The sequence below is a fragment of the Nocardia sp. NPDC049935 genome, from assembly GCF_055586645.1.
In genome coordinates this window covers 146,723-171,720 of the sequence record NZ_JBVJHV010000004.1, presented here as the reverse complement: position 1 = coordinate 171,720, position 24,998 = coordinate 146,723, and the positions used below count along the sequence as shown (strand labels likewise).

At 69.4% G+C, this 24,998-nt stretch carries 25 protein-coding genes; 9 read left to right on the top strand and 16 right to left on the bottom strand.

All coding sequences use genetic code 11. The features are described from left to right. Positions 1-23 precede the first annotated feature (23 nt). Positions 24-947 carry an NmrA family NAD(P)-binding protein gene (locus ACZ6SF_RS17525; RefSeq protein ID WP_466063179.1) on the bottom strand — a complete coding sequence of 308 codons (924 nt, stop codon included), beginning with the start codon at positions 945-947 and terminating at the stop codon, positions 24-26. Between the two features lie 107 nt (positions 948-1,054). Between ACZ6SF_RS17525 and ACZ6SF_RS17520 the strand changes: the two genes are divergently transcribed. The 4 genes from ACZ6SF_RS17520 (at position 1,055) to ACZ6SF_RS17505 (ending at position 4,508) form a co-directional block, all read left to right on the top strand. Beyond that, positions 1,055-1,627: a TetR/AcrR family transcriptional regulator gene (locus ACZ6SF_RS17520; RefSeq protein WP_466063178.1), complete on the top strand. Its 573-nt coding sequence runs from the start codon at positions 1,055-1,057 to the stop codon at positions 1,625-1,627. Positions 1,628-1,792: 165 nt separating this feature from the next. Further along, positions 1,793-2,668, top strand: coding sequence for an ABC transporter permease (locus ACZ6SF_RS17515; protein ID WP_466063177.1), 876 nt, complete (start codon positions 1,793-1,795; stop codon positions 2,666-2,668). Then, positions 2,665-3,726 (top strand): taurine ABC transporter substrate-binding protein, encoded by a 1,062-nt coding sequence (locus tag ACZ6SF_RS17510; protein WP_466063176.1) that lies wholly within the window; start codon positions 2,665-2,667, stop codon positions 3,724-3,726. The genes ACZ6SF_RS17515 and ACZ6SF_RS17510 overlap by 4 nt, the downstream gene beginning before the upstream one ends. Beyond that, positions 3,723-4,508: an ABC transporter ATP-binding protein gene (locus tag ACZ6SF_RS17505; protein ID WP_466063175.1), complete on the top strand. Its 786-nt coding sequence runs from the start codon at positions 3,723-3,725 to the stop codon at positions 4,506-4,508. Before ACZ6SF_RS17510 ends, ACZ6SF_RS17505 begins: the two co-directional genes overlap by 4 nt. Before the next feature lie 6 nt (positions 4,509-4,514). Here the strand turns inward: ACZ6SF_RS17505 and ACZ6SF_RS17500 are convergent, their stop codons facing one another. The 10 genes from ACZ6SF_RS17500 to kdgD all read right to left on the bottom strand — a co-directional run bounded on the left by ACZ6SF_RS17500 (position 4,515) and on the right by kdgD (position 14,647). After that, entirely contained in the window at positions 4,515-4,730 is a 216-nt protein-coding gene (locus ACZ6SF_RS17500) for a hypothetical protein (RefSeq protein WP_466063174.1), read from the bottom strand. A gap of 59 nt (positions 4,731-4,789) precedes the next feature. Further along, a complete protein-coding gene (locus tag ACZ6SF_RS17495) occupies positions 4,790-5,725 on the bottom strand; it encodes a sigma-70 family RNA polymerase sigma factor (protein ID WP_466063173.1) in 936 nt (311 codons plus the stop codon). 10 nt (positions 5,726-5,735) lie between these two features. Next, the gene (locus ACZ6SF_RS17490) at positions 5,736-6,926 is read right to left on the bottom strand and encodes an NAD(P)/FAD-dependent oxidoreductase (RefSeq protein WP_466063172.1); all 1,191 of its coding nucleotides are present in this window, start codon (positions 6,924-6,926) and stop codon (positions 5,736-5,738) included. Between the two features lie 79 nt (positions 6,927-7,005). Then, on the bottom strand, positions 7,006-7,488 hold the full coding sequence (locus tag ACZ6SF_RS17485) for a RidA family protein (protein WP_466063171.1): 483 nt from the start codon (positions 7,486-7,488) through the stop codon (positions 7,006-7,008). Positions 7,489-7,509: 21 nt separating this feature from the next. Continuing rightward, a complete protein-coding gene (locus tag ACZ6SF_RS17480; RefSeq protein WP_466063170.1) occupies positions 7,510-9,159 on the bottom strand; it encodes an aminopeptidase P family N-terminal domain-containing protein in 1,650 nt (549 codons plus the stop codon). Positions 9,160-9,220: 61 nt separating this feature from the next. Next, positions 9,221-10,000: an ABC transporter ATP-binding protein gene (locus ACZ6SF_RS17475; protein WP_466063169.1), complete on the bottom strand. Its 780-nt coding sequence runs from the start codon at positions 9,998-10,000 to the stop codon at positions 9,221-9,223. A gap of 36 nt (positions 10,001-10,036) precedes the next feature. Further along, positions 10,037-11,089 (bottom strand): ABC transporter substrate-binding protein, encoded by a 1,053-nt coding sequence (locus ACZ6SF_RS17470; protein ID WP_466063168.1) that lies wholly within the window; start codon positions 11,087-11,089, stop codon positions 10,037-10,039. Then, positions 11,086-11,934: an ABC transporter permease gene (locus ACZ6SF_RS17465; protein WP_466063167.1), complete on the bottom strand. Its 849-nt coding sequence runs from the start codon at positions 11,932-11,934 to the stop codon at positions 11,086-11,088. The genes ACZ6SF_RS17470 and ACZ6SF_RS17465 overlap by 4 nt, the downstream gene beginning before the upstream one ends. Before the next feature lie 111 nt (positions 11,935-12,045). Next, the gene (locus ACZ6SF_RS17460) at positions 12,046-13,677 is read right to left on the bottom strand and encodes an aldehyde dehydrogenase (NADP(+)) (RefSeq protein WP_466063166.1); all 1,632 of its coding nucleotides are present in this window, start codon (positions 13,675-13,677) and stop codon (positions 12,046-12,048) included. 43 nt (positions 13,678-13,720) lie between these two features. Then, a complete protein-coding gene (kdgD, locus tag ACZ6SF_RS17455; RefSeq protein ID WP_466063165.1) occupies positions 13,721-14,647 on the bottom strand; it encodes a 5-dehydro-4-deoxyglucarate dehydratase in 927 nt (308 codons plus the stop codon). A 114-nt stretch (positions 14,648-14,761) separates the two neighbouring features. Between kdgD and ACZ6SF_RS17450 the strand changes: the two genes are divergently transcribed. After that, positions 14,762-15,679: a LysR family transcriptional regulator gene (locus ACZ6SF_RS17450; RefSeq protein WP_466063164.1), complete on the top strand. Its 918-nt coding sequence runs from the start codon at positions 14,762-14,764 to the stop codon at positions 15,677-15,679. Here ACZ6SF_RS17450 and ACZ6SF_RS17445 read toward each other — a convergent pair. Then, positions 15,661-16,584 (bottom strand): DAPG hydrolase family protein, encoded by a 924-nt coding sequence (locus tag ACZ6SF_RS17445; RefSeq protein WP_466063163.1) that lies wholly within the window; start codon positions 16,582-16,584, stop codon positions 15,661-15,663. The genes ACZ6SF_RS17450 and ACZ6SF_RS17445 overlap by 19 nt on opposite strands. 156 nt (positions 16,585-16,740) lie before the next feature. Here ACZ6SF_RS17445 and ACZ6SF_RS17440 point away from each other — a divergent pair, with 156 nt between their 5' ends. Further along, positions 16,741-17,136, top strand: coding sequence for a nitroreductase family deazaflavin-dependent oxidoreductase (locus ACZ6SF_RS17440; RefSeq protein WP_466063162.1), 396 nt, complete (start codon positions 16,741-16,743; stop codon positions 17,134-17,136). A gap of 15 nt (positions 17,137-17,151) precedes the next feature. On the opposite strand, the gene ACZ6SF_RS17435 is transcribed toward ACZ6SF_RS17440, so the two are convergent. Next, positions 17,152-17,688, bottom strand: coding sequence for a hypothetical protein (locus ACZ6SF_RS17435; protein ID WP_466063161.1), 537 nt, complete (start codon positions 17,686-17,688; stop codon positions 17,152-17,154). A 219-nt stretch (positions 17,689-17,907) separates the two neighbouring features. Between ACZ6SF_RS17435 and ACZ6SF_RS17430 the strand changes: the two genes are divergently transcribed. Continuing rightward, on the top strand, positions 17,908-18,618 hold the full coding sequence (locus ACZ6SF_RS17430; RefSeq protein ID WP_466063160.1) for a DsbA family oxidoreductase: 711 nt from the start codon (positions 17,908-17,910) through the stop codon (positions 18,616-18,618). A 77-nt stretch (positions 18,619-18,695) separates the two neighbouring features. On the opposite strand, the gene ACZ6SF_RS17425 is transcribed toward ACZ6SF_RS17430, so the two are convergent. The 3 genes from ACZ6SF_RS17425 to ACZ6SF_RS17415 form a co-directional block, all read right to left on the bottom strand. Then, positions 18,696-19,979 carry a M24 family metallopeptidase gene (locus ACZ6SF_RS17425; RefSeq protein ID WP_466063159.1) on the bottom strand — a complete coding sequence of 428 codons (1,284 nt, stop codon included), beginning with the start codon at positions 19,977-19,979 and terminating at the stop codon, positions 18,696-18,698. Positions 19,980-20,098: 119 nt separating this feature from the next. Next, positions 20,099-20,665, bottom strand: coding sequence for a TetR/AcrR family transcriptional regulator (locus ACZ6SF_RS17420; RefSeq protein WP_466063608.1), 567 nt, complete (start codon positions 20,663-20,665; stop codon positions 20,099-20,101). Next, the gene (locus ACZ6SF_RS17415; protein ID WP_466063158.1) at positions 20,662-21,627 is read right to left on the bottom strand and encodes an SDR family NAD(P)-dependent oxidoreductase; all 966 of its coding nucleotides are present in this window, start codon (positions 21,625-21,627) and stop codon (positions 20,662-20,664) included. The genes ACZ6SF_RS17420 and ACZ6SF_RS17415 overlap by 4 nt, the downstream gene beginning before the upstream one ends. A 345-nt stretch (positions 21,628-21,972) precedes the next feature. Between ACZ6SF_RS17415 and ACZ6SF_RS17410 the strand changes: the two genes are divergently transcribed. Both ACZ6SF_RS17410 and ACZ6SF_RS17405 read left to right on the top strand, forming a co-directional pair. Further along, complete coding sequence (locus ACZ6SF_RS17410; RefSeq protein ID WP_466063157.1) at positions 21,973-23,622, top strand: GMC family oxidoreductase; 1,650 nt, start codon at positions 21,973-21,975, stop codon at positions 23,620-23,622. Between the two features lie 393 nt (positions 23,623-24,015). Then, a complete protein-coding gene (locus ACZ6SF_RS17405) occupies positions 24,016-24,978 on the top strand; it encodes a DUF2332 domain-containing protein (RefSeq protein WP_466063156.1) in 963 nt (320 codons plus the stop codon). Positions 24,979-24,998 lie beyond the last annotated feature (20 nt).

Below are 24,998 nucleotides of genomic sequence, written 5' to 3'. Positions count from 1 at the left end.
GGCGGCGGCCGGTCCGGACGATCTCAGGAGTCCGCTCGCATATACCGGGCGGCCCATTCCCCGAAGCCGGTGAGCGAGAGGCCCAGGGCCCGGGCGTACTCCGGCCGGCCGGGCTGCCCGACCACATTGATGAACTCCAGACCGGCGCCCATGGGCGGCATTCCGGCGGCGAAGGCCTGTTCCTCGGTCATATCCGGTGCGACCACGGGTGTACCGAGAACCCGGGTGAGGACCTCGGCGATCTCGGACATGGTCAGATAGTCGCTCGCCAGCTCGAGTTCGACCCGGTCGAACCGCTCCGGCGCCAGCACCGCCGCGGCCGCCGCCGCCCCGATATCGTCGACCGCGGCCAGCGATAGACGGGCGTCGGGCTTCAACACTCCCACCAGGCCACCTTCCACCCCACGGGGGAACAGGTAGGCCATCGAGGGCAGGAAGTTCTCCATGAAGAAGCCCGGCTTCAGCAGCGTCCAGTGGCGGAATCCCGCCGTGCGGAGCCGGTCCTGGATCGCGGCCTTGGCCCCCAGACTGGGTGCCAGTGCCGCCCAGCGGCCTTCGGCCCAGCCGGGGAGTTCGGTGTGCTGCCCGGCGCCGCTGACCGAGGTGTGCACGAACTGCTCGACCCCGGCGGCCGCCGCGCCCTCGATGAGATTGATGCCCTGCACCACTTCCCCGTCGAAATCGAAACCCGCCGCCGTCACCGGGGGCATCTGCACGGAGAAGACCGCGCGGGCGCCCTGCGCGGCCCGGGTCACCGATTCGCGGTCACCGAGATCACCGGCGACCAGTTCCACCCCCGGCGCCGCGATGGCGCGGGCCCGTTCGCCGGACGGGTCGCGCACCAGCGCGCGCACCGGCACTCCGGCCGCGCGCAGGGCGCGCACGGTGGCTCCGCCCTGCTTGCCGGTGGCCCCGGTGACCAGGACCGGTTCGGATTTTTCGGGCATAGCACTGCTCCTCTGATTCGAGCGGAACACTAAACGGCGGGGCCCGCCGTTTAGTCCACGCTACGATATGGCGGGGCCCGCCGTTTAGCAACCCCGGAGAGGACGCCATGCCCGATACCCAGCGTGCCGACGCCCGGCGCAACTACACCCGCATCCTCGCGGTGGCCGAGGCCGAGGTGGCCGCACACGGCGCGGCCGCCTCGCTGGAACAGATCGCCCGGACCGCCGGCGTCGGCTCGGCGACCGTGCGCCGCCACTTCCCGACGCGGCGCGCCCTGCTGGAAGCGGTGTCCCGGCAGCGGGTCGAGGCCCTGGGCGACCGGGCGCGCGAACTGTGCGGCGACAGGGACAGCCGCGGCGCGCTGCTGACCTGGCTGCACGAACTCGTCGCCTACTGCGTCGCCGCCCGCGGACTCGCCGCCGCCCTGAGCTACGACGGAGCCGACCCCGAATCGATCCACGACAACGCCTGCTCGGCGGCCCTGGAACTGGCCGCCGCCCCGCTGCTGGAGCGGGCCGTGACAGACGGCGCCGTCGCGCCGGAGCTCACCGTGGCGGAACTGATCACGCTGATCGTCGGAATCACCCTGGCCACCGAGTCCTATCCCGACGCCGCCGACCGGGCGGACCGGCTCTTCCGGCTCGCGGTAGCAGGGCTGGCCCCGCGCACCGGATCGTAAAGGCCGGTATTCCGCTCACGCCGCGCGCAACCCTCCCGGATCCCCGGTCCGGCTCGGTACCTTCGCGACTCCGGCCGATCGTCGACGGCCGGTCCGGTGGCCCTGTCGGGGCGGATATGTGGAGTGTGGCGTGACCGACGCGGGGTGCTGTACCAGGGGTGGCCGATGAGTACGGCCACCACGACACCGGACACCGCCGCGGCTCCCGCGGCACCGGCGGCCGGTGCGCGCTACCGGCGGCTGATCCGCCCGGTCCTGACCCGTCTCGCGGCCCTCGCCCTGGTGCTGGGCACGTGGACCCTGGTGACCGCCGCCGGCCTGGTCGACCCCCTGTACCTGCCGTCACCGGGCGCGGTGTGGGACGCCTTCGTCCGGGCCGGCACCAGGCACCGGCTCGCGCCGGGAATCGACCGCATGGTGATCGGCGAACAGAACTACTACCTGTGGGAGCATCTCGCCGCCAGCCTGCAGCGCATCGGCGCGGGCGTGGGGCTGGCCGTCCTCGCCGGACCACCGGCCGGGTTCGTGATGGGCATGCTGACCCCGGTCCGGCTGATCACCGAACCGATCCTGAACTTCCTGCGTGCGCTGCCGCCGCTGGGCTATATCGGCCTGCTGATCGTCTGGTTCGGTATCGGCGACGTCTCCAAGATCTGGCTGCTGTTCCTGGCGGCGTTCCCGCCGATAGCCATCGCCACTCTCAACGGTGTGGCGGGGGTCCGGCAGGATTATCTGCACGCCGCCCGCTCACTGGGCGCGGGCCGCGGCCAGGTGATCGCGCGGGTCGTGCTGCCCGCGACCCTGCCCGAGGTGATCGGCGGTATCCGGATCGCCACCGCGTTCGCCTGGACCACCGTGGTCGCCGCCGAATTGAACAACGGGATCCCCGGTATCGGCGGGCTCGCCTATATCTCGGGCACGCAACTCGACACCCCGCTGACCATCGCCTGCATCATCGTCATCGGCTGCGCGGCACTGGTTCTCGATTCGATCATCAAATTCGCCGGTGATGTGGCGGTCCCCTGGAAAGGCAGAGCATGAAGCACAGATTCCGTACGGCCCTGGCGGCGGTCCTGACCCTGACCGCGGCCGCCACCGCCGGTTGCGTGGAATCCGGGCGCGGCGATACCGGTACCGAGGGCGCCGCCGCGGCCTGCCCGTTCGCCCCGGATACCGCGATCACCGGCACCGCGCGGATCGGCTACCAGGCCATCCCCAATGCCGACCTGTACGTCAAGGATCGCGGTCTGCTCGAGGCGTGCCTGCCGGGTGCCACCATCACCTGGAATCAGTTCTCCTCGGGAGCCGATGTGGTGCAGGCGTTCGGGGCGGGCAGTATCGATATCGGCACGCTCGGGTCCAGCCCCGCCACCAAGGCGGTATCGGCGCCGCTGAATCTGCCGGTCCGGGTGCTGTGGATCCACGATGTGATCGGGACATCGGAATCGCTGGTCGTCAAGGACGATTCGGTGACCGCCCTGGCCGGTTTGCGGGGTAAGCGGGTCGCGACGCCTTTCGGCAGCACCGCGCACTACAGCCTGCTCGCCGCGCTCGACCGGGCCGGGTTGGGCGGTCAGGTGAATCTGATCAATATGCAGCCCGAGGCGATTCCCGGCGCCTGGAACGGCGACCAGATCGACGCCGCGTGGGTCTGGGACCCGACCCTGTCGAAACTCGTCGAATCCGGCGGTACGGTCGTCACCTCCAGCGCCGAGACCGCCGCCCAGGGTGCGCCCACCTTCGATGTCGCCGCCGCGACCACCGACTTCCTCGATCGGAACGCCGCGTTCGCGGCCGTCTGGGCGAAAGTGCAGGACTACGCGATCGCGCAGCTCCGCGACAATCCCGAGGAGGCAGCGGTCTCGCTGGCCGCGCAGCTCGGTATCGATCCCGGGGCGGCGCGCTCGCAACTGGCCGGGTACACCTATCCGGACGCCGCGGCGCAGGCCGGCCCGGAGTTTCTGGGCGGCGCCTTCGCCGATTCTCTCCGCAGCACTGCCGAATTCCTGCTGACCCAGGGCGGTATCGCGGCCGTCGGCGACGCGAAGGCCTATCGCGCGGCCCTCTACCCCGATGCCGCGCGGGCGGCCGCGCGGTGACCGACTCGCACCGGGTGACGCTGACCGGCGTCACCAAGACCTATCCCGGCGCGGAAGGCCCCACCGAGGTGCTCGCGCCCACCGATCTCACGATCGGCGGCGGTGAGTTCGTCTGCGTGGTGGGCCCTTCCGGCTGCGGGAAGACGACACTGCTGAACATCCTGGCCGGATTCCTGCCGCCGACCGCCGGCACCGTGCGAGTCGGTGACCGCACCGTCGACGGACCCGGCCCGGAACGCGGTGTGGTGTTCCAGCAGCCCACGCTGTATCCGTGGCTGTCGGTGCGCAAGAACGTCGAATTCGGCCCGGCGGTGCGCGGTATCGCGCGCGCGACGCGGACCGCCGAGGCGGATCGGTTGCTGGCCCTGGTCGGGCTCGACGGGCTGGGACGGCGCAAACCCTACGAACTGTCCGGCGGGCAGCAGCAGCGCGCCCAGATCGCGCGCGTGCTGATCAACGATCCCGGTATCGTCCTGATGGACGAACCCTTCGGCGCGCTCGACGCCCTCACCCGGGAGAAACTGCAGGGCGAGCTACTCACCCTGTGGCGGGAGCGCCGCAAAACCATCCTGTTCGTCACGCACGGTATCGACGAGGCGCTGCTCCTGGGCAACCGCGTGATCGTGATGGGCACCCGCCCGGGCCGGATCATCTACGACGAACCCACCGCCTTCAAGGACGATCTCGCCGACGCCTCGTTCACCACGATCCGCGCCGACCCCGGCTTCACCGCCATGCGCGACGAGGTCGCCCGGCATATCTACGCCGCCCACGCCGGCTGATCCGCGCTACCGCGGCACCCGCCGCAGCCGGAAGCCGAAGCGAGACGCGGCCAGGCCCGTCAACGTTCCCATCAGTGTCGGGGCCACGATCAACCCGGCCCAGAACCATCCGGTCTGCCACCACACGAGCGAGACCACCAGCACCGCTGTTCCACACAGGAATCCGACCAGCGTGGCGGCGAGCACGGTCGATCGCCACGTGCCGGAACGCTTGTCACTCATACCCGCCAGTCAATCAGCGGCGGCGAATTCGGCAACCTCCGCACCGAAGCCCTTCCGCGTCACCAGGCCTCGACGAGCGGATCCGGGTGACCGCCGCGCTGCCACTGCTCGTTCACCCGGCCGGTCCTCGACGGGGAGGCCATCCCGGCGACCGCGGCGATCTTGCCACCGCGCACCTCCAGTACCACCACTCCCATCACCCGCTGCGCGGTCGCGGCGATCATCGCGGGCGATCCGTTGACCACCCCGGCGTAGATCGACACCGGGGCGCCGACGAGCCGTCGTTTCGCCGGGGTCGGCACGAAGCCCGCCCGGGTCATGGCGGCGATCTTCTCCGGCGTCGGGACCAGGCGCAGCGATTCGGAGAGACCCGCGCCGTCGGTGAGCGCGGTCGCGTCGTCGGTCAGCAATGCCACCAGCCGTTCGGTCCGCCCCGAGGACGCGGCGGCGACGAACTCCTCCACGATCCGGCGCGCGGCGGCGAGGTCGACCTCGGCGGCCTCGCGACCGGCGGTGATCCGGCGCCGGGCGCGGTGCGCGTGCTGCTGGCTCGCCGATTCGGTGATCTCGAGGATATCGGCGATCTCGGCGTGACTGTGCGAGAACGCCTCCCGCAGAACGTATACGGCCCGCTCCACCGGCCCGAGCGTCTCGAGCAACCGCAGGACCGCGAAGGTCACCGATTCGCGCTGTTCGGCGGTCTCGGCCGGGCCGAGCATCGGGTCGCCGTCGAGCAGCGGTTCCGGCAGCCAGGCCCCCGCGGCGCGTTCCCGCCGCGCCTGCGCGGACCGCAACCGGTCCAGCGACAGATTGGTGACCACCTTGGTCAGCCACGCGTCCGGCGTCTCGATGTACTCGCGGTCGGCGGCCTGCCAGCGCAGGAACGCGTCCTGCACCACATCTTCGGCGTCGGCGGCCGAACCGAGCAGACGGTACGCCAACGAGGCCAGCCGGGCCCGGCCGGCCTCGAATCGCGCCACGGTGGCGGTGTCCATGAGCATCAGCCTAGGCCGCGACCGCCCTGCCGGTCCGGGCCGACGCGGCTGTCAGGTGATGCCGGCGCGCCGGAAGACCCCAGGTCGGATGGGTGAGACTCCACGGATTCGCGCCCAGCACGGCCGCTTTGAATCGCGCGGCGGCCCGGCCGCGCAGCGACCACGATGTCGACCGCGCGTCCTTGCCGACCGCTTGGACGATGCCGTCCCGGCGGCCGAGGCTGATGTGGTTGCCCACGTACAGCAGGGATGTCGTGCCGATCGTGCGCCCGGTGAGATCGCCGATGATCGCCGCCGACGCCTGCATACTGGTGAATCCCGCCGACGCGCACGACATCGGCAGCGGCCGGCCGTTCTCGCCGAGCACGAACGCACTGTCGCCGGCCGCGTAGACGTCGGGATGCGAGACCGACCGCATCATCCGGTCGACGGTGATCTGCCCGGTGTCCTCGACCGCGAGTCCGCTCGCGGCAGCCAGGGTGTCTACACCGAACCCCGCCGCCCACACCGTGGCATCACCGGAGATCACGGACCCGTCGGCGGTCACGACACCGGTCGCGTCGACCCGCGTCACGGTGGCGTGCTCGTGCACCGTGATCCCGAACCGCTCGAACGCGGCCAGCAGATGCCGCCGCGCGCGCGGGCTCAGCCAGCCGCCCAGTTCACCGCTGGTGACCAGTTCGACCCGCAGGCCGGGCCGGGATTCGGCGAATTCGGTGGCGGCCTCGATCGCGGTCAAGTTGCCGCCCACGACCACGACCGTCCCGTGCCCGTCCAGTTCGTCCAGCCGGGCCCGCAGGCGCAGCGCGGCCGGCCGGCCCGCGACGTGGAAGGCGTGTTCGGCCGCCCCGGGCACACCGTGATCGGCGATGGTGCTGCCCAGTGTGTAGAGCAGGGTGTCGTATCCGAGTTTCTCGGTCCCGGCGTCGTCCGTCACGGTGACGGTACGGTCGTCGGCGTCGACCCCGGTGACGTACGCGGTGCGCAGCCGGATTCCCGTCCCGGCGAACACCTCTGCCAGTGGGTAGCGCCGCAACTCCTGACCGGCCGCGAGCTGATGCAGGCGCAGCCGTTCCACGAAATCGGCTTCCGCGTTGACGACCGTGATCTCCACATCGTCGGGGTGCAGGCGGCGGGCGAGGTTACCGGCGGTGTAGGCCCCGGCGTATCCGGCTCCGAGAACGATGATGCGGTGCTTCATGTCGTTGCTCCTGTCTGTTCGCGTGCACTCTGAACGAGATGGCACCCGAATCCATGACAGGAGTTTTATGTGACATAGATCACTCCCGAATGGCCACCGTGGCGTCGAGCTCCACGAGCGCGCCCTGCGGCAGTACCCGGGTCGGCAGGGCGGTCCGGGCGTGCCCTCCCGCCTCGCCGAGCACGGTGCGCAGCAGGCGCGACGCACCGTCTGCCACAGTGGGCTGGTCGGCGAAATCCACCGCACCCGCCACCCAGATATTGAGTTTCAGCACCCGGGCGACGTTCTCCAGCCCGACGGCGTCGTCGATCCGGCCCAGCAGGTTGAGCGCGCACACCTCGGCGGCGGCGATCCCGTCCGCGACGGTGGCGGTCTCCCCCACCCGGCCGCCCAGGATCTCCCCGGACGCGGTCCGCGAGATCTGGCCGGACACCCAGAGCTGATCACCCCACCGGGTGGTCGCCTCATAGGCGTACCGGGGTGCGCCGAGCCGGGGAAGTTCCAGGTTCGCCGCCGCGAGGCGGTCCCGGATATCGGACATGATGGTCGTGGTATCGGTCATTGTTCGCTCCGCTCCGGTGGTTCAGCGCTTGCTGACGATGTAGGTGCGATCCCGGCCGATGTACCAGAGATCCTCGGTACCGATGGCGGCGTTCTCGTAGCGCCACGGGATCTCGGCCGCCCCGTACGAGCCGACGTGCAGGACGTGCTTGTATCCGGGACGCAGTTCGTTGGCGAAGGATTCCTGTTTGCCCATGAGGTGCCCGACATTGCGTTTGCGGTATTCGGTATCGAAGTCGATATCCGTGCCGAGCATGCCGATTTCGACCATCCGGTCGAGATGCGGCGCGAGATAGCGCAGGGTGCCCTCGTGCACGTCCTCGCACAGCACGCCGGGCGCGAGCTGCCCGATGATGCCCTCGCGCACCACCTCGAAGAAGAACGCGTAGGCCTCCTTCGCCGCCGAGGTACGCGGCAGCGACCGGGCCATATCGGAGGTCGCGACCACCACGCCGTCGATGACCACCCGCACCCCCGCGTCCAGCTGGATACAGGTCGTCTCGGCGTTGATCGGGAAGTCGACGGGCGGGCCCGGGAAGAGCATCCGGTTGGAGGAATGCAGGTTGGTGAAGTAGGCCTCGACGCCGAACGGGATCTCGTTGGCCGTCCGGAATTCGTCGATCTTGTCGAGATACACCGCGTAGATATCGAGTTCGGTGAACTCGCGCCCGGCCGCGAGCCCCGCCTCCGCCCAGGCCAGCGCCTCCTCGATGGCGTACACGCTGGTCCGCGCGGCGATCACCTGGAAGGCGAGATCCTCGTGGTCGCGGATATCGCGCCAGTGCCCGAGTTCGTGGGAGACCGGAACCAGCTCGCCCCCTTCGCGTTCGAGCTCGCGGGCCAGGCCCACTCCGATCCATTCGTCCTCGACACCCACCCGCGGACCGCCGGCGAGGGCACGGACGGCGGCACCCACCGAGGGATAGCGCTCGCCCCGGGCGCCGTCGATCCCGGCGGCCTCCTCCGGCGCCAGCACCAGCAGCTTCCCGGATTCGGCGACCCACAGCGCGACCGCCGCGTCCGGCTGCGCGAATCCGGTCACCTCGGTGAAGTTCGGCGGTGCCGCGATCAGCAGCGCGTCGAGCGAACGGTCCGCGACCAGTGCGCGCAGGGCGGTGTACCGGCTGTCCTCGGCGGCGGTGAACTCCGCCTCCAGCCCGGACAGGTGCGCGACGCCCTCGATCATTCGCCGCGCGGTGCCGATACCCGCCTCCCGCCATCCGGCGAACCGGGCGCGGACCGCGTCCTGGTCGATCTCCCAGGCGACCACCGGCGTGGGCGCCTGCTCCTCGGCGACCAGATCGACCGCACCCGCCAGCGCCCGGTAGTGGCTGTACACCACCTCGGCCGCCAGGGTCACCGGCGCGCCCGCCGCGAGTTCGGACACCAGGTCGGTGAGCGACGGCGAGGCCGGGGTGTCGGCGACGACCCGGGGATCGATGGTCACCCACGGCGCGTAGAACCTGATCTTGTCCTTCGGCACCCCCGCCGACAGCGCGTTGCCCTGCTCCTGCTGGCGGACCAGCAGATACTCCCGGTCCCCGGTCCGCGCGATCAGCGGCGCCACGAGCGGATAGGAGTCGAGGCGGATCGCGGAGAAGAGCAGGCTCTTCCGCGCGTCCAGTCCGTAGGTCTGTACTACCTGGCCGGCGTCGGCGGTGATACGCAGCATTTCGTGCCTTCGGTGTCGGGATTCGGTACGGGAATCGGTGTCGGGTTCGGGCGCCGGGATATCAGCTGATACCGGCGGTCACCCCGATATGGGATTCGATCTCGGTGGTGTAGTCGGAGAACTCCTTCGAGTAGCGGTGTTCCTTACCGCGCGGTCGCGGCAGATCGATGGTGATATCGGCGACGATGTGCCCCGGGCGCCCGCCGACCACGACCACCCGGTCCCCGAGCCAGACCGCCTCGGGGATGCTGTGGGTGACGAACAGGACGCTGCATCCCGCGGCCTGCCAGATGCGCTGGATCTCGAAATTCATCGAATCGCGGGTCATGGCGTCGAGCGCGCCGAACGGTTCGTCCATGAGCAGCAGTTCCGGACGCGAAACCAGGGCCCGGCAGATGGCGACCCGCTGCTGCATCCCGCCGCTGAGCTCGTAGGAGTAGCGCTTGGCGCGATCGCCGAGCCCGACCATGTCCAGCAGTTCCTGGGCGTAGCGGCGCGATTCCTCGGTGCGGGTGCCGCGGAACTCCAGCGGCAGCAGCACATTGTCGATGTTGTTGCGCCACGGCAGCAGGACCGGACTCTGGAACACCATCGCGATGTCCTCGACCCCGTCGTCGATCGGACGGCCCTTGACCAGGATCTCGCCCGCGGTGGGCTGCTGCAGCCCGGAGATCGTCTTGAGCAGCGTGGTCTTACCGCTACCCGACTGCCCGACGATCGAGACGAACTGTCCCGGCTTCACATGGAAGTCCAGACCTTCGAGCACGGTGTTGTCGTGACCGTCGCGGGACCGATAGGTCACTCCGACATCGTTGACCGAGATGGCGTATTCGTTGTTCATGGGGCCCTCCGCCCGGCTGTTACGGGGCTTGGATCGTTACGGGGCTGCGATTTCCGCACCGCGATGCAGCGGTTCCAGGAAGTCGTTGCTGTAGATGTCTTGCGGGCTGAGTCCGCTGTTCGGTTTCAGGCCGAGGAACTGTTCGGCCACGTCGAGCACTTTCCCGACGCCCGCGTCGTCCATCACGCCGAATTCGTCCACCGATTCGTCGGCATTCCAGTTCAGCGAGCACTGTTCGCGGATCGCCAGTGCGATGGTCGGGATCTCGTAACCGGTGACCTCCCGCTGGAAGTCCTGCGCGGCGTCCTCCGGGTGGTCGCACGACCAGAGGAAACCCTTCTGCAGCGCGCGGTTGAACCGGCGTACCTGATCGGGGTTGCCGCGCAGCTTCTCGTCGGAGACGACGATTCCGTTGCCGTAGAGGTCGATCCCGAGATCGGACCATTTCAGCACCACGGCCTGCCGTTCCAGAGCGTCGATAGCGGGCTCGTCGGAGATGTAGAGGGCGAGGTTGGCGTCCCACTGCCCCGCCATCAGCCCCGGGATCTTCGACCCGCTGGACGCGTGGACGAGGTTCACGTCCTTATCGGTGAACCCCAGCCGGCTCAGGGCGAGCGGCCACATCGCGGTCATGGCGCCGGCGCCCTCGGTGGCCAGGGTGCGGCCGCGCAGATCGTCCCAGCTCTTGATGCCGCTGTCCGCGAGACCCACGACCGCGTACGCGGACCGGGACTGGAGCAGGTTGACCTGCTTCACCGCCGCGCCGCGACCCTGGTTGAGGACCGTGGTGCCGAAATCCGCGAATCCGGCGTCCACCCGGCCGGTCTCGACCGAGGTGACAGTATTGGTGGAGCCCGACCCCGGCATGATGGTGACGTCGAGTCCCTCCGCGGCGAAGAAACCGCGGTCCACGGCCGCGAAGAACGGGGCGTGTTTGGGCAGGTATCCCACGTCCATCATGAGGGTCATCGAGTTCTCGCCGCCGCCGGACGCACAGCCCGGTAGCGCCAGCGCCAGTACCAGCGCCCCGATGATCGCGGCCAGCCGGCGCCGCGGTGCGCGCATCCGAATCTCCGATCCCGTGCTCATTTCGCGTGCTTCTTCCACGGAATCAACTTGCGTCCCGCCAGATCGACGAGGAAGAACAGCGCCAGCGCGATGGCCGCGAGCACGATGAAGGCCGCGAACATCGAGGGCAGATCCACCTGGCTGTTGGCGAGCAGGATCACATAGCCCAGGCCCTTGGAGCCGGCGATGAACTCGCCGACCACGGCGCCGCCGACGGCCAGGGAGATGGAGATCTTCGCGCCGGAGAAGATCGCCGGCAGCGCGTAGATCATCTCGATCTTCGACATCTTCTTCCACTGCGACGCCCGGTTGATCCGCGCCAGCTCCTGCAGCTCGTGCGGTACCGAACTCAGCCCGTCATAGGTGTTGATCACCAGCGGGAAGAACGCGATCGCCATGGCGACGAACGCCTTGGACTCGAACCCGAATCCGAACCACACGATGAACAGCGGCGCCAGCGCCACCTTGGGGATCGTGTCGATCGCGACCAGCGCGGGATACAGGAAACTGCGGATCGTCGGCGAATAGTGCAGCGTCGCGCCGCACAGCACACCCAGCGCGGTGCCCAGCGCGAATCCGGCGAGGGCCTCCTGCAGGGTCACGAAGGTGTTGGTCGCGAAGTACTCGGGCCGCTCGATGAGTTCCTGGAATGCCGAGATCGGGCCCACCAGCAGGTACTCCGGCGGATCGAAGAGCACCACCAGCAACTGCCAGACAGCGAACAGGCCGACGATTCCGGCGACCGCTTTCGCACCGGTGACCAGCGAATCGCGGTGCGGCATCCACGGCCGGGAGGGCGCCCGGCCGCGGAGTTCCGGCTCGGCGGCCGGACGCGGCGGGTCCGAGGTGATTTCGGGCGAGGCCATGATGGTGACTCCGATCAACAGGTGCGCGATGCGCGGAGGGCGCCTGGCCGAAAGCAGGCGACCGGTGGAAACGGGCTGGGGACGGCCGGCGGTGTGACGCGGGCCGGGAACTCACGCACGGTGCGCCGAGCTGTGCGCGACGCCGGGCAGCGCGGCGCGTCCGGGTTCGCCGTCGACCCGCCGCCACACTCCGAGCGGATTGTCGTCACGCACCTCGGGGGGCAGCAGTTCGGCCGGTACGTCCTGGTAGGCGACGGGTCGCAGGAAACGCTCGATCGCGAGCGTCCCGACCGAGGTCGTCCGGGCGTCGGTGGTGGCCGGGAAGGGACCGCCGTGCACCATCGCGTGCCCGACCTCGACCCCGGTGGGCCAGCCGCCGAACAGGATGCGCCCCGCCCGCTCCTCCAGCAGCGGCAGCAGCGCCGCGGCCAGCGGATGGTCGGCTTCGGCGGCGTGGACGGTCGCGGTGAGCTGGCCTTCCAGCACCCGCACCGCCGCGGTGAGTTCGGCGGTATCCGCGCAGCGGACCAGTAGCGAGGTCGCCCCGAACACTTCGGCCTGCAGCTCCGGTTCGGCGAGGAACCGCGATCCGTCGACGGTCAGTAGCCGGGCCGCGGCGGCCGCCGCGCCCTCCGGCCGCGCGCCGCAGGCCACCTGGCCCACACCGTCGCGGGCGGCCAGGGCATCGCCCCCGGCTTCGTAGTGTCCGGCGATATCGGTGGTGAGCATGACCGCGCCCGCGTTCGCGGCGACCGCACCGGCCGCCGCCTCGACGAACGCGTCCAGGCCCGGCCCCTCGACCGCGAGCACCAGCCCGGGGTTGGTGCAGAACTGGCCCGCGCCGAGGGTCAGCGATCCGGCGAACCCGGCGCCGAGTTCGGCGCCCCGCCCGGCCAGCGCCGCGGGCAGCAGCAGCACCGGATTGATACTGCTCATCTCCGCGTACACCGGGATCGGCACCGGCCGGGCCGCGGCCACGGCCGCCAGCGCCAGCCCGCCGCGCCGGGAACCGGTGAACCCGACCGCGCGAATCCGCGGATCACCGGCCAGCCGGGTCCCGATATCGTTCCCGACGCCCACGAGCTGCGAGAACGTCCCCACGGGCATTCCGGTATCGGCCACCGCGTCGGCGACGGCCCGGGCCACCAGTTCCGCGGTGCCCAGATGCGCCGGATGCGCCTTGACGATCACCGGGCACCCGGCCGCCAGCGCCGAAGCGGTATCGCCGCCCGCGGTGGAGAAGGCCAGCGGGAAATTGCTCGCCCCGAACACCACGACCGGTCCCAGCGCCACGCGGCGCTGCCGGATATCGACCCGCGGCGCGTCACCGGTGCGGCCCGGATCGATCCGGGCGCCCTGCCAGGTGCCCGCCCGCAGTTCGCCGGCGAACAACCGCAGCTGACCGCTGGTGCGGCCGACCTCACCGGTGAGCCGCGCGAGGGGCAGCGCGGTCTCGAGATGCGCCCGCTCGACCAGCACCGCACGGCGTTCGTCGAGCAGTTCCGCGATCCGCTCGAGGAACCCGGCCCGCTGCTCCGGGGTGGTCGCCCGGAACTCCGGAAAAGCCTGTTCGGCCAGTTCACACGCCCGGTCGATCTGCGCGACCGAGGCCGCCCGGTAGGCGGGCTCGAGCGGTGCTCCGGTCCGGGGATCGGCGGACCGCACCTCGGCACCGGCACCCGCTACGGGCTCGGCTCCGAGGATCAGGGCGCCTGCCGGAGGGTTCAGCGAGCGATCGGACACGGGATCTCCTTCTGCGTTTTCGTGGCGGTATATCGAGCCGGGCTCAGCGGGTGAGGGAGCGCGACTTCTCGACCACGTCCGACAACATTGTCGTCTCGGCCTGGTCCAGGTCGGTCAGGGGTGGGCGCACCGGGCCGGCATCGTGGCCGGTCAGACGCATTCCGGCCTTCACGATGCTGACCGCGTAGCCGGCCTTGCGATCGCGGATCGCGGTGTAGGGCAGCACGATTTCGTCGAGCAGGCGGCGCACCGTCGGACGATCTCCGGCCCGCACCGCGCCGTAGAAGTCGAGGGCGAACTCGGGCAGGAAGTTGAAGATCGCCGAACTGTAGGTCGTGACCCCCAGCTCCAGATACGGCAGCGCGAACGTCTCCGCGGTGGGCAGCCCGCCGATGTAGACGAAGCGGTCGCCGAGGCGGGAGTGGATCCGGGTGATCGATTCCAGATCGCCGAGACCGTCCTTGTAGCCGATGAGGTTGGGGCAGGTATCGGCGAGTTCGGCCAGGATATCGGGGGTGTAGACCGCGTTGGCCCGCGCGTAGACCACCACACTCAGCGAGGTGGCGGCGCAGACCGCGCGCACATGGTCGGCCAGCCCGCCCGGCGAGGCCTCGGTGAGATAGGGCGGGAACAGCAGCAGGCCGTCGGCCCCGGCCGCCTCGGCGTCACGGGCCATCGCCACCGCCTGCGCGGTGCCGTACCCGGCCGGCGCGAGGATCGGAGTGCCCTCGGGCGCGCTCTCCACGGCGGCCCGCACCACCCGGCCCACCTCCTCGGGCGTCAGCGAGAAGAACTCGCCGGTGCCGCCCGCGGCGAACAGGCCCGCGACCTCGTATTTGCCGAGGCGGATGATGTTCTCCCGGTAGGCGGGCTCGTCGAACTCCAGATCCCCGGTGAAATGGGTGACCGGAAACGACAGCAGGCCGGAACCGAGTTGCCGAGCGAGTTCGGTCGGGGTGAAGGCGGGCATCGGGTTCTCCTCCTGCGGGTGACGGCTGTGCGTTGTGACTGCGACCACCGTAAGAATCAGGAGTAATACCTGTCCAACACTCTTTCCGCATCTACCGATACCTATTATGAATCGGTGTTTACGCTGAACCAGCTGGAGAGCTTCGTCGCCGTCGCCGAGACGCTGCACTACGGACGCGCCGCCGAGCGCCTCTCGATCAGCCAGCCGCCGCTGTCCCGGCGCATCCAGTTGCTGGAACGCGAGCTACGGGTCGAGTTGTTCGACCGCACCGGCCGCGCGGTCCGGCTCACCACCGCCGGTCAGGCGTTCCTCGGCGACGCCCGGCGCATCCTGGGCCTGTCCGAACAGGCCGCACTCACCGTGCGCCGCGTGCCCGCGGGTGAAATCGGCACGGTGGCAATGGGTTTCACCGCCTCATCGGCGCATTCGATCCTGGACGCCTTCGTCGCCGCCGCCCGCACCCGCCTGCCCGGCGTCGACCTGGTGCTGCGGGAGCGGGTATCGGGCACCCAGCTCGAGGAACTGCGCGCCGGCGAACTCGATCTGGTGCTGGTGCGGCCGCCGGTGCGCGGGAGCGAACTCGCCCACCACCCGCTGCACCGCGAACCCCTGCTGGCCGCCATTCCGGCCGGGCACCCCCTCGCGGCCCGGGACGCGATCCCCCATGTGCGCGATTTCGACGACGAACCGTTCGTCATGTACTCCCCCTCGGAGGCACGCTACTTCTACGAGGTCCTCGTCGGCGTCTTCCGCGGCGCCGGGATCGCGCCCCGGTACGTACAGCATCTGAGCCAGGTGCATACGATCCTGGCCCTGGTCCGGGCGGGCCTGGGGCTCGCGCTGGTCCCGCGCGCGGCCGAGGCGTTCGGGCTGGACGGGGTGGTGCTGCGTCCCGTGGACGGGATCGAGGGCGCGCCGGTGGAACTGGTCACCGCCTGGCGGGCCGACGACGAGAATCCCGCCCTGCACGCCGTCCGCGACCTGGTGGTGGAGGTGGCCGAGACCGTCGCCGGTCAGGCCGCGAACCGCTGATACAGCTCCGGCAGGAACCCGGCGAGGTGGTTCATCTCCTGCCCGCAGTGCAGCAGCAGATCGCGGGCGAGGTCGAGCCCCGGGAGCAGATCACCCGGGTCCACCGCCGCCCCGCGCCGGACCGCCCGGGCGGCGTGCGGCACGTCGACACCGCGCAGTCCGTAGAGACCCAGATAGAAGCGGCTGCGCATCTCGCACCCGCCCGGTATCGGCCGCACCTGGTGGGCCAGCCACCCCAGGTCGACGGGCGCCACACTGCTGCCGACCCGGCCGAGGATCACGGTATGCCCGTCGGGAACGGTGAACCCGTAGCCGACCGGATCGTGGAAGGCGATGGCGAGCTGCTGCAGTTTCGGGCCGACGTATTCGTCCACATAGGAGACGTTGCCGATATACCGCTCACGGTCGGATCCGGCCCGGTCGCGCCGATCCGCGGCCACTTCGGCGAACATATGCGCGTCCGGATGCCACAGCTTGTACCGAGCCGATTCCACCAGATGCCAGCCGAACCACCAGTCCCACATGGCGGCCGTCACGCGCGGCATCTCGGTACGCACCGCCACCCAGACCGGCCCCGACTCCATCCGCCCGTAACCGGTTTCGATCGGCGAATATCCGCTGATCCCGAGTTCGCGGGCCATACCCTCGAAGGGCGGAATCCGCCCGGACGGTACGGGCGGCCCGGCATACGCGGCGGTGACGGCGGGTTGCGGGGCGGCCGTGTGGCCGGCCATGAACGACGCGTACGGCCGGGCGCGGTCCGCGTCGGAGTATCCGCGATAGCGCCGGTCGTTCACCGGATCCTCGGCGCGCGCGGTCGCGGAACGCCCCATCCCCGCGACGAGCGCACCCGCACCGGCCGCGAGCGCGAGCGCCCCGCGGCGGGTCACCGTCGGCCTCGACATCCGTCGAGACTACCGGCGTCACCGCACTTCGGACGGGCGACTGTGCGACACCACAACCGCACTGTCCCACAAGCGGATCGGAGCACAGACGGACCCGTGCGAATTTCCGCCCACGGAAGGATGTCCCGGCGGCAACCCGCTTCTAGGCTCGTCGATATGACGAGCACCGAAGGCCCGCTGCCCCACTACTTTCCGAAATGGGCCGATCGGCTCGGCGACCGGTACCTCAACCCCCTGATGCGCCGGCTCGCGCCCTCCCTGCCCGGCTTCGCCGTGGTCGAGCACACCGGCCGGAAATCCGGCACCGCGTACCGCACCCCGGTCAGCCTGTTCCGCGGCGACGGCGTGATGGCGGTGGTGCTGCTGCACGGCGAAACCGACTGGGCCAGGAATATCGTCGCCGCCGGACAGGCCCGCGTCCATTACCGCGGCGCCACCCTCACCGTGCGCAACCCCAGGGTGGCGCCACCCCGCGAGGCCCCGGCGCAGACGCCCCGCCTCGCGCGCATCGGCAACCGGATCGCCGGAGTGATCGTTTTCGACGTGGCATGACGCCCGGGTGCCGAATCAGTGGGTGAGCACGACCTTCACGATCACCACCGCCGTCGCCGCCACCGTGAGCAGCACCGCCGACAACACCGACGCCCGCGTCGGCGGCTCCCCCTTCAACCGCCGGATCACGAAGACGATCCCTCCGATCCGCACCAGCACCGCGACCTCCGCGACCACCTGCGCGGTCCGCGGGTCCAGCCACCCCGGCAGCCCGGTCGCCAGGATCACGCACGGCAGCACCGCCGAACTGAGGATCGGCACGGAATTCCGCAGCGCCCGCCAGCGGTCCGCGACGGAGAGGGTCCGCCCCTCCCGCACACTGTCGCCCACCGCCTCGGCGAAACTGTGCGCGACGAACGTCGAGGCCGCCGTCCCCAGCACCACCAGGATCCCGACATGCTTCGCACTGGTCACCACCGGCACCAATGCCGTGAGCACCAGGACGTTGCCGTAGATGTACGCACTGATCCGGCTCGCCGCGGTACCGCGGTCCAGCGGCGCACCATGCGAGAACAGCGGACGATGCAACTTCGAATACGGGTCGGCGTCCATTGGCCCCTTCCATCGCTCGGACAACCCGCCGACTCCGGCCGTCACGCTCGGCCTGGGCGGTCGGGTGCGATCGGCTGAATTCTGCACCACGAACCCGCCTCCCCGGCCACACCGCGCCAGGAGCATCGCGAGCTCCCCGGGAGCGAGAAACACGAGCCCCTTTTCAAGGGCGGCGACGCTGATCCGGATGCATGGGAACATGGCTGCGGAGGTGGCTGCATGAGTCCGGACAGTGTGGATTTCCATTTCGACCCGATGTGCCCATTCGCATACCAGGCCTCGGTGTGGATCCGGCGGGTGCGTGAGCAGCTCGGCATCACGGTGAACTGGCGATTCTTCAGCCTGGAATGGATCAACCACGTAGACGGGAAGAAGTACCCGTGGGAGCGCGAGTGGTCCTACGGCTGGTCGTTGATGCGGATCGGCGCGCTGCTGCGCCGCGACGGAATGGCGGATCTGGATCGCTGGTATACGGCGATAGGTGCCGAGTTGCACGACCGGGGCGGCTCGCCGCACCGCCGAGAGGTCGCCGAGCGGATTCTCGGCGACCTCGGCTTCGGCGCACAGGTCGTGGAGGCGGCTCTGGCCGACCCCACCACCCATGCCGACATCGAGCGCGATCACCTCCGAGTGACCGGCGTCGGGGGTTTCGGGGTGCCGACCCTGTTCCTCGGCGACAAGCAGTGCCTGTTCGGTCCGGTGCTGGTCGATCCCCCGGCGGCCGAGGAGGCGGTGGCGTTGTGGCGGGTAGTGACCGGGATGGCCGCACTGCCGCAGGTGTATGAGTTGCAACGCCCCAAGTCACCGGCCGACACCGCTCATATCGCCGACCGCTTGCGGCCCTACGTGCGCGGGCGTGACTGGGTCAGCATCGAGCGCGGCACGCTGATCGATCTCGACGGGATCGTGAACAAAGACAGCGAGGGATGAGCGTGACGCAGCGCCTCGGCCGAGCCGGCACCGTCGGAGAGCGCGGTGGCGTCGACAGCAGCGGAGTGTGATACGAGTCACTCATAATATTCGAGGTGCGTGGCGCTGCCTGCCGCCGGCAGGATCTGGGCTGTGTACGGGCTGAGCTCGATCGGTTCGTCCTCGCCGACGACCACCGTGCCACCGAGGTGGGCCAGATGACGTCCGAATGCGTAGTTCGGCTCGAAGGCGAAGCTCATTCCCGGCTCCAGTTCCATATCGGGCAGGAATGTGGGGTGGTCGGAGACGCGTGGATATTCCTCTGCTCCGGGGAGGTCGCCGAAGAGTCCGCGGCCCTTGCCCAGCGAAAGTCCGGGATTGAGCGAATGTATGGCGATGAGGAACGGCCGGCCGTCGGCGGCGTCGATCGGCTCGTGGATCGCGTCGACGACTTCGCCGAACGTTCGCCCTGGCCGCAGGACTTGGAGGCCGGCGTCGTATGCGGCGCGTGCGACTTTCGCGGCCCGGTAGAAGTCCTCGTGCACCTCGCCGACGGCGAGGGTCACCTGGTGCTGGGTGTGACGCCCTCCGAAGTTGGAGAATACCTCGGCGTAGATGATGTCGCCCTCGGCGAGGACGCGGGGAGCCTGTGGGCGATGGGCCCAGGCCGGCGGTCCCGCTGCGACCACGTCCGGTCCTGACCACAGGTGCATAGCCGCCGGCAGTGACCCGCGACAGTACCCCTCGGCCATAGCCGCTGCATACACCCGGCTTTCCGGAACGCCGGGGGCGGCTGTTGCCACCATGACTTCCACCATGGCGTCACCGATCTCGGCCGAGTGTCGCAGCGCGGCGATTTCCTCAGGGCCCAGCCGCATGACGAGTCGACCGAAGGGCACATCCACCGGCCGGAAGTCGGCCTTCGGGAGGCGCGTCAAGACACTGTTCCAAAGCCCGTAGGGGATGATTCCTTCGGGATGCCAAGGCATGTGGGAGCCGAGACCGACAACACCGATGACGGCTTCGGCCAGCCCCAGTTCGTCGAGCGTCTCGGCGATCATCCCGGAATGACGGCCGCCGCGCAGATTCTTCGGCGGGATCCACATGGTCTCGCCCCGGCGCGATGATTCCAGGTGGTCCATGATGAACATCGGGCCCGGGAGCAGCGAGACCGGGTCTCCGGAGCGGGGCATGAGGACCGTCGTGCCGGCCCGGCCGTTGGTGAACCAGGTGTCGTAAGCGACCGGGGCCGGGCCCGCGTCTTCGTGTTCGCCGAAGACCAGCAGCGCATCGAGGCCCTCATGCTCCATGAACGTGCGTGCCAATGCCCATCGGCGATCACGCTCGGCCAACGAGAAGGTCGGTATTTCGGAGTCGGACATATCTATTTCCCTCGGTGTTTCGGCGACGCCTGAGACGTCCCGGGGTTCGCTGGTTCCGGATGGCCGCCCGCTGTCGGTGACAGCCGGGGCTGCTCATCGCGGTAACGCCCTTGTGCCGTCTAACGGTTACTCAGAAGGCCGATCAAAAGCTCCATGCCCGAACCGATGTCGGCCCAGCCCGACTCGGCTCGGAGTCGGCCGCTGGCGTCGGCGTCGATCAGGCCGTGCGTGGCCGCGAACAGAACGATCGCGAGGTTGTTCCCAGGGGACACGGGCAGAGCGCCGGCCGTCTGACAGTCCTCGACGATGGCAGCGAATCCGCGCAGGGCCCGGTTGGCGGCATCGGTCAGAGGACCGCCCAGCGCCGCGATGCCGGGACTGCCGAACAGCAGGCGATAGCGCGCGGGATGTTCCTGACTGAAGCGGATGACGACATCGAGTGCCCCGAGCAGGCGTGCTGTCGGTTCCTCGGGTGTCGTCCGGATCCGCTCCCAGGTATCCGTCAAGACCATGAAATCGGCCGCCGCGACCCCGGCGAGCAGGGCGTCCCGGCCGGCGAAGTGCTTGTAGGGCGCGTTGTGAGAGACACCGACCGCGGCGGCGACCGATCGAAGGGTGACCGCGGTCTCGCCCCCGGCATCGAGCAGTTGCGCCGCGGCACAAACCAGTCGATCAGCCGTGTTCATCTCAGGCACACGGGTTCCTCATCGGCGGTCAAGTGGACGAGTTGCTTCGAATCGTCCCACAGCTTCCGCGCACGCCGCTTGTCGTAGGACAATTGCGCGGTTCGTACCGCGGAAAGCTTGCCCTCCTGCGCCTGGAAGTACTCACCGGAACGGTCCAGATAGTCCGAATCGGTTGCCAACGCCGCCAAGGACGCACCGGAAAATTCCACATCCGACGTAACAACCCCCATCCGCCGGGACACCCACTTCATCAACGACGTCCGCGATAACCACCGAACCGGTCCCGGCATCCCCCGCAAGAGCCCGGTCGCGGGCACGGAACCCGGATCGAAAACGAGCGAGACCACCGAACTCGCCGATCGACGCAACCGACGATCCAGCTCGTAGCAGTACATCACCGTGCACAGCTTCGAGGTGCTGTAACGCTTTCCCGCACTCAACGCCTTGACGCCGTTCTTGCCGTCGTTCGCCAGCGCCGTGGCGTCGGGCTCGACGGCGGCCCCGACCAGCCTGCCGTCCATCGACTGCGAGTCGTGGGTGCCGCTGGCGGTATAGACGACCCTGCCCCCCTCGATGAGGCTCGGAAGCAGCAACTCGACGAGGAGGAAATGCCCGAGACAGTTTGTCGCGAAGGTCGTCTCGTATCCGTCGGGACTGTAGGTGACATCCCCGTCGAAACGACCGCCCGCGTTGCAGAGGATCGCGTCGAGCGGTTCGACCTCGCCGCCCTCGCGCAGCGAGTCGAACCGCGCAGCGGCGGTCCGGACGGATGCAAGGGACGATACATCGAGTTCCAGCATCGTCACCGGCACTCCGCACCGCGTGCGCAGCTCGTCCGCAGTCGGCTGCATGCGCTGCGAGCTGCGCCCGGCCAGCACGATGCTGTTGCCCTTGGCGGCGAGCTCGCGTGCTGCGGCGAGACCGATACCCGAATGTCCGCCTGTGATCAGAACTGTTGGCATGGCCACCCCTCGGAGTAGGTTGACATCGTCAACCCACCCTATGCATACGAGTTGACAACGTCAACCATTACGACCGGCCACACACGAACACGATGCCGCCGATCCACACCAGCACCGCGATCTCCACGGTCACCTGCGCAGGCCCGTCGACCGGCCGTCCACCATCCTCCCGGCCGGGGCGATCAGCCTCGACCGGCTCGATTCCGCACCGCGAACCCGCCCGGGCGATCGCACCGCGCCGGAGCGGAACCAGGTGGGACTTTCCCGAAGAAATTAGAACGCGTTACAGTTATCCGTAGCCGGTCGCCCACGCCCGGCCGATCACCGAGTGAAGGATGAAGCAGCATGGCCAAGCGCGCGCCCGGCAACGAAGCCGATTACGTGGTCGTCGGATCCGGTAGTTCCGGCGCGATCGTCGCGGGCCGGCTCGCCCAGTCGGGCGCGACCGTGATCCTGCTCGAGGCCGGTAAGTCCGACGACAAGGGCATGCACGGTTACTTCACCAAGAAGCCCGGCATGATCGGCCCGATGCACTCCGAGCCCCGGCTCGAGAAGCCTTTCGACTGGGGCTACCGCTCGGTGCCCCAGCCCGGCCTGGACGGGCGCCGGATGCCGGCGCCGCGAGGCAAGGTCGGCGGCGGATCCTCCTCGGTCAACGGCATGGTCTACGTCCGCGGCAACCGCGCCAACTACGACTCCTGGGCCGCCGAGGGCAATACCGGCTGGTCGGCGGACGAGGTCAACGCCGCGTACAAGCGCTACGAGGACTTCGAGGACGGCGCGAACGAGTTCCGCGGCGCCGGCGGGCCGATCAAGATCAGTCGCAACAAGATGCCGCAGGAAGCGACACTGCAGTTCATCCAGGCCACGGCCGATACCCTCGGCGTCAAGATCCTCGACGACTACAACGCCGCCGAGCAGGAGGGCATCGCCCGGATGCAGCAGAACGCAGCCGACGGCCTGCGCTACTCCTCCACCCGCGGCTACGTGCACCACCTCGCCCCGCCCACCCTGGAATTCCAGACCCGGGTCCACGTCACCAAGGTCGTCGTCGAGAACGGCCGCGCGACCGGCGTCGAGGTGCGCGACAAGGGCGGCAAAGGCGCCCCGCGCTTCATCTCCGCCGGTAAGGAGGTCATCCTCTCCGCCGGCTTCATCAACAGCCCGCAGCTGCTGATGCTCTCCGGTATCGGGCCCGCCGACCATCTCGCCGCCCTCGGCATCGAGACCATCGCGGACCTGCCGGTCGGCGACAACCTGCACGATCACCTCTTCCACCCGCTCTCGTTCCACGTCCCCTCCATCGCCTACCGCGGCAACCCGTGGACCTTCGCCAAGGGCGTCGCCCGCGACGTCTTCCGCGGCGATTCGTTCCTGAACAATTCGGTCTTCGAATCGGTCGGTTTCGTGCGCAGCAGCATGGCCACCGACGTACCGGATATCCAGCTGCACGCCCTGCCGTGGACCTACCCGAGCCCCAACCAGGACGAGCCGGTCCGGCATATGCCCGACCCGCGGCCGGGCCTGACGGTCTTCTCGACGCTGATCTATCCCAGGAGCCGCGGCACCATCCGGCTCGCCTCGGCCGATCCGATGGCCGCGCCGCTGATCGACTACCAGTACTTCACCGATCCGCACGATGTCGAGGTGCTCGCACAGGGCACCGAGATGATCCGCGAGATCATGGCATCGCCGGTCTTCGGGGGCGGCGTGAAGACCGAGATCCATCCCGGCACGTCCGTTCCGAACGGCGAAGCACTCCGGACCGCACTCAAACAGCGGTCGACCTCGGTCTACCACGGCGTCGGCACCTGCCGGATGGGCGTGGACGAGCGTGCCGTCGTCGACCCCCGGCTCAAAGTGCGCGGTATCGAGGGCCTGCGCGTCGTCGACGCCTCGATCATGCCGAGCATCACCGGCGGCAACACCAACGCCCCGTGCTTCATGATCGGTGAGAAGGCGGCGGAGATCATCCTCGGCGGCGCGAACTGGTGAGCGTCTACGGCACTCGAGCCGGCTGGAATGCGCGCGTTTCCCGTATCTCCGACCTGAGTGCCGGCACAGTCGCCCACCAGCGCTGAACACCCCGGACTCTCGGCCCGCACCGGATCGGTGCGGGCCGACTGTCGTATTCGCCCGCGCTACGGAACCGGCCCGGCTCGCGGCGCGTCGGTCACCGCTGGGTCGATCCAGCAGGAAACACCCTCTACCCCCGCAGCGCCGACGGCTGGTACGACACCACCGGCACCCGAGTCTTCGACCTCGTGTACAACCGGGTCGCCCCGGAGCAACGTCGACACTGGGCCTCGGCACCCGGCCGCGGTCCGCACGCCGTTCTTCCCGACCGGAACCGTTCCCCCGCCACGATATTCGTAGTAGTCATCACCCATGAGCACCGCACAGAGGTACCGGCGATTCGCCCGGCTCGAGGCGCACGGATCCTCCCCGACCTACGAATCGCTCGCCCTCGAAATCGCCGCCGACCCCGAAATCCTGGCGCTCATCGACGAACTCCCCGAGCACAGACGCCAACCGAACCTGATCCTGGGCGCCACCCGCCACCACGGTGGGCCCACCCACGCGTATCCGGCGTTCCGTGCGTGGACGCTCGACAACTGGCCCACGGTGAAACGGACCGCGCTGACCCGCTCCACCCAGACGAACGAGGCGGGCCGCACCGCGGTGCTGCTGCCCCTGCTCGGGATGTTCGAGGGTCCGTTGTCCCTGATCGAGGTGGGCGCATCCGCCGGCCTGTGCCTCTATCCGGACCGGTACAGCTATCTCTACGACGACCACCGGCGCCTCGACCCGGTATCGGGACCGTCCCCGGTCCTGCTCACCTGCACCACGACCGGCAACCCACCCCTACCCGACCGGCTTCCCACCGTCACCCACCGCGCCGGCGTCGACCTCAACCCCTTGGACGTCGCCGACGCGGACGATATCGCCTGGCTCGACAGCCTCATATGGCCCGAACACCGAGACCGCCGCGACCGTCTCCACCGGGCCGCCGACCTCGCCCGAGAGGATCGCCCACACCTGATCCGCGGCGACCTCGTCACCACGGTCGCCGACCTGGTGCATCGAGCCCCCGCCGATACGACCGTCGTCGTCTTCCACAGCGCCGTACTCAATTACCTCGACAGCGACGCACGCGCCGCCTTCGAGAAAACCGTCCGAGCGTTACCCTGCCGCTGGATCGCGAACGAAGGACCCGCCGTGCTCCCGGACATCACCCAGCGGATCCCGGCCCCCGCCGAGCGGATCGGTGGACGCTTCGTCCTCTCCCTCGACGGCCGGCCGTTCGCCCTCGCCGGAGCCCACGGCCGGACCCTCGACTGGATCGCCTGACCGCCCGCCCGCGTTGCCCA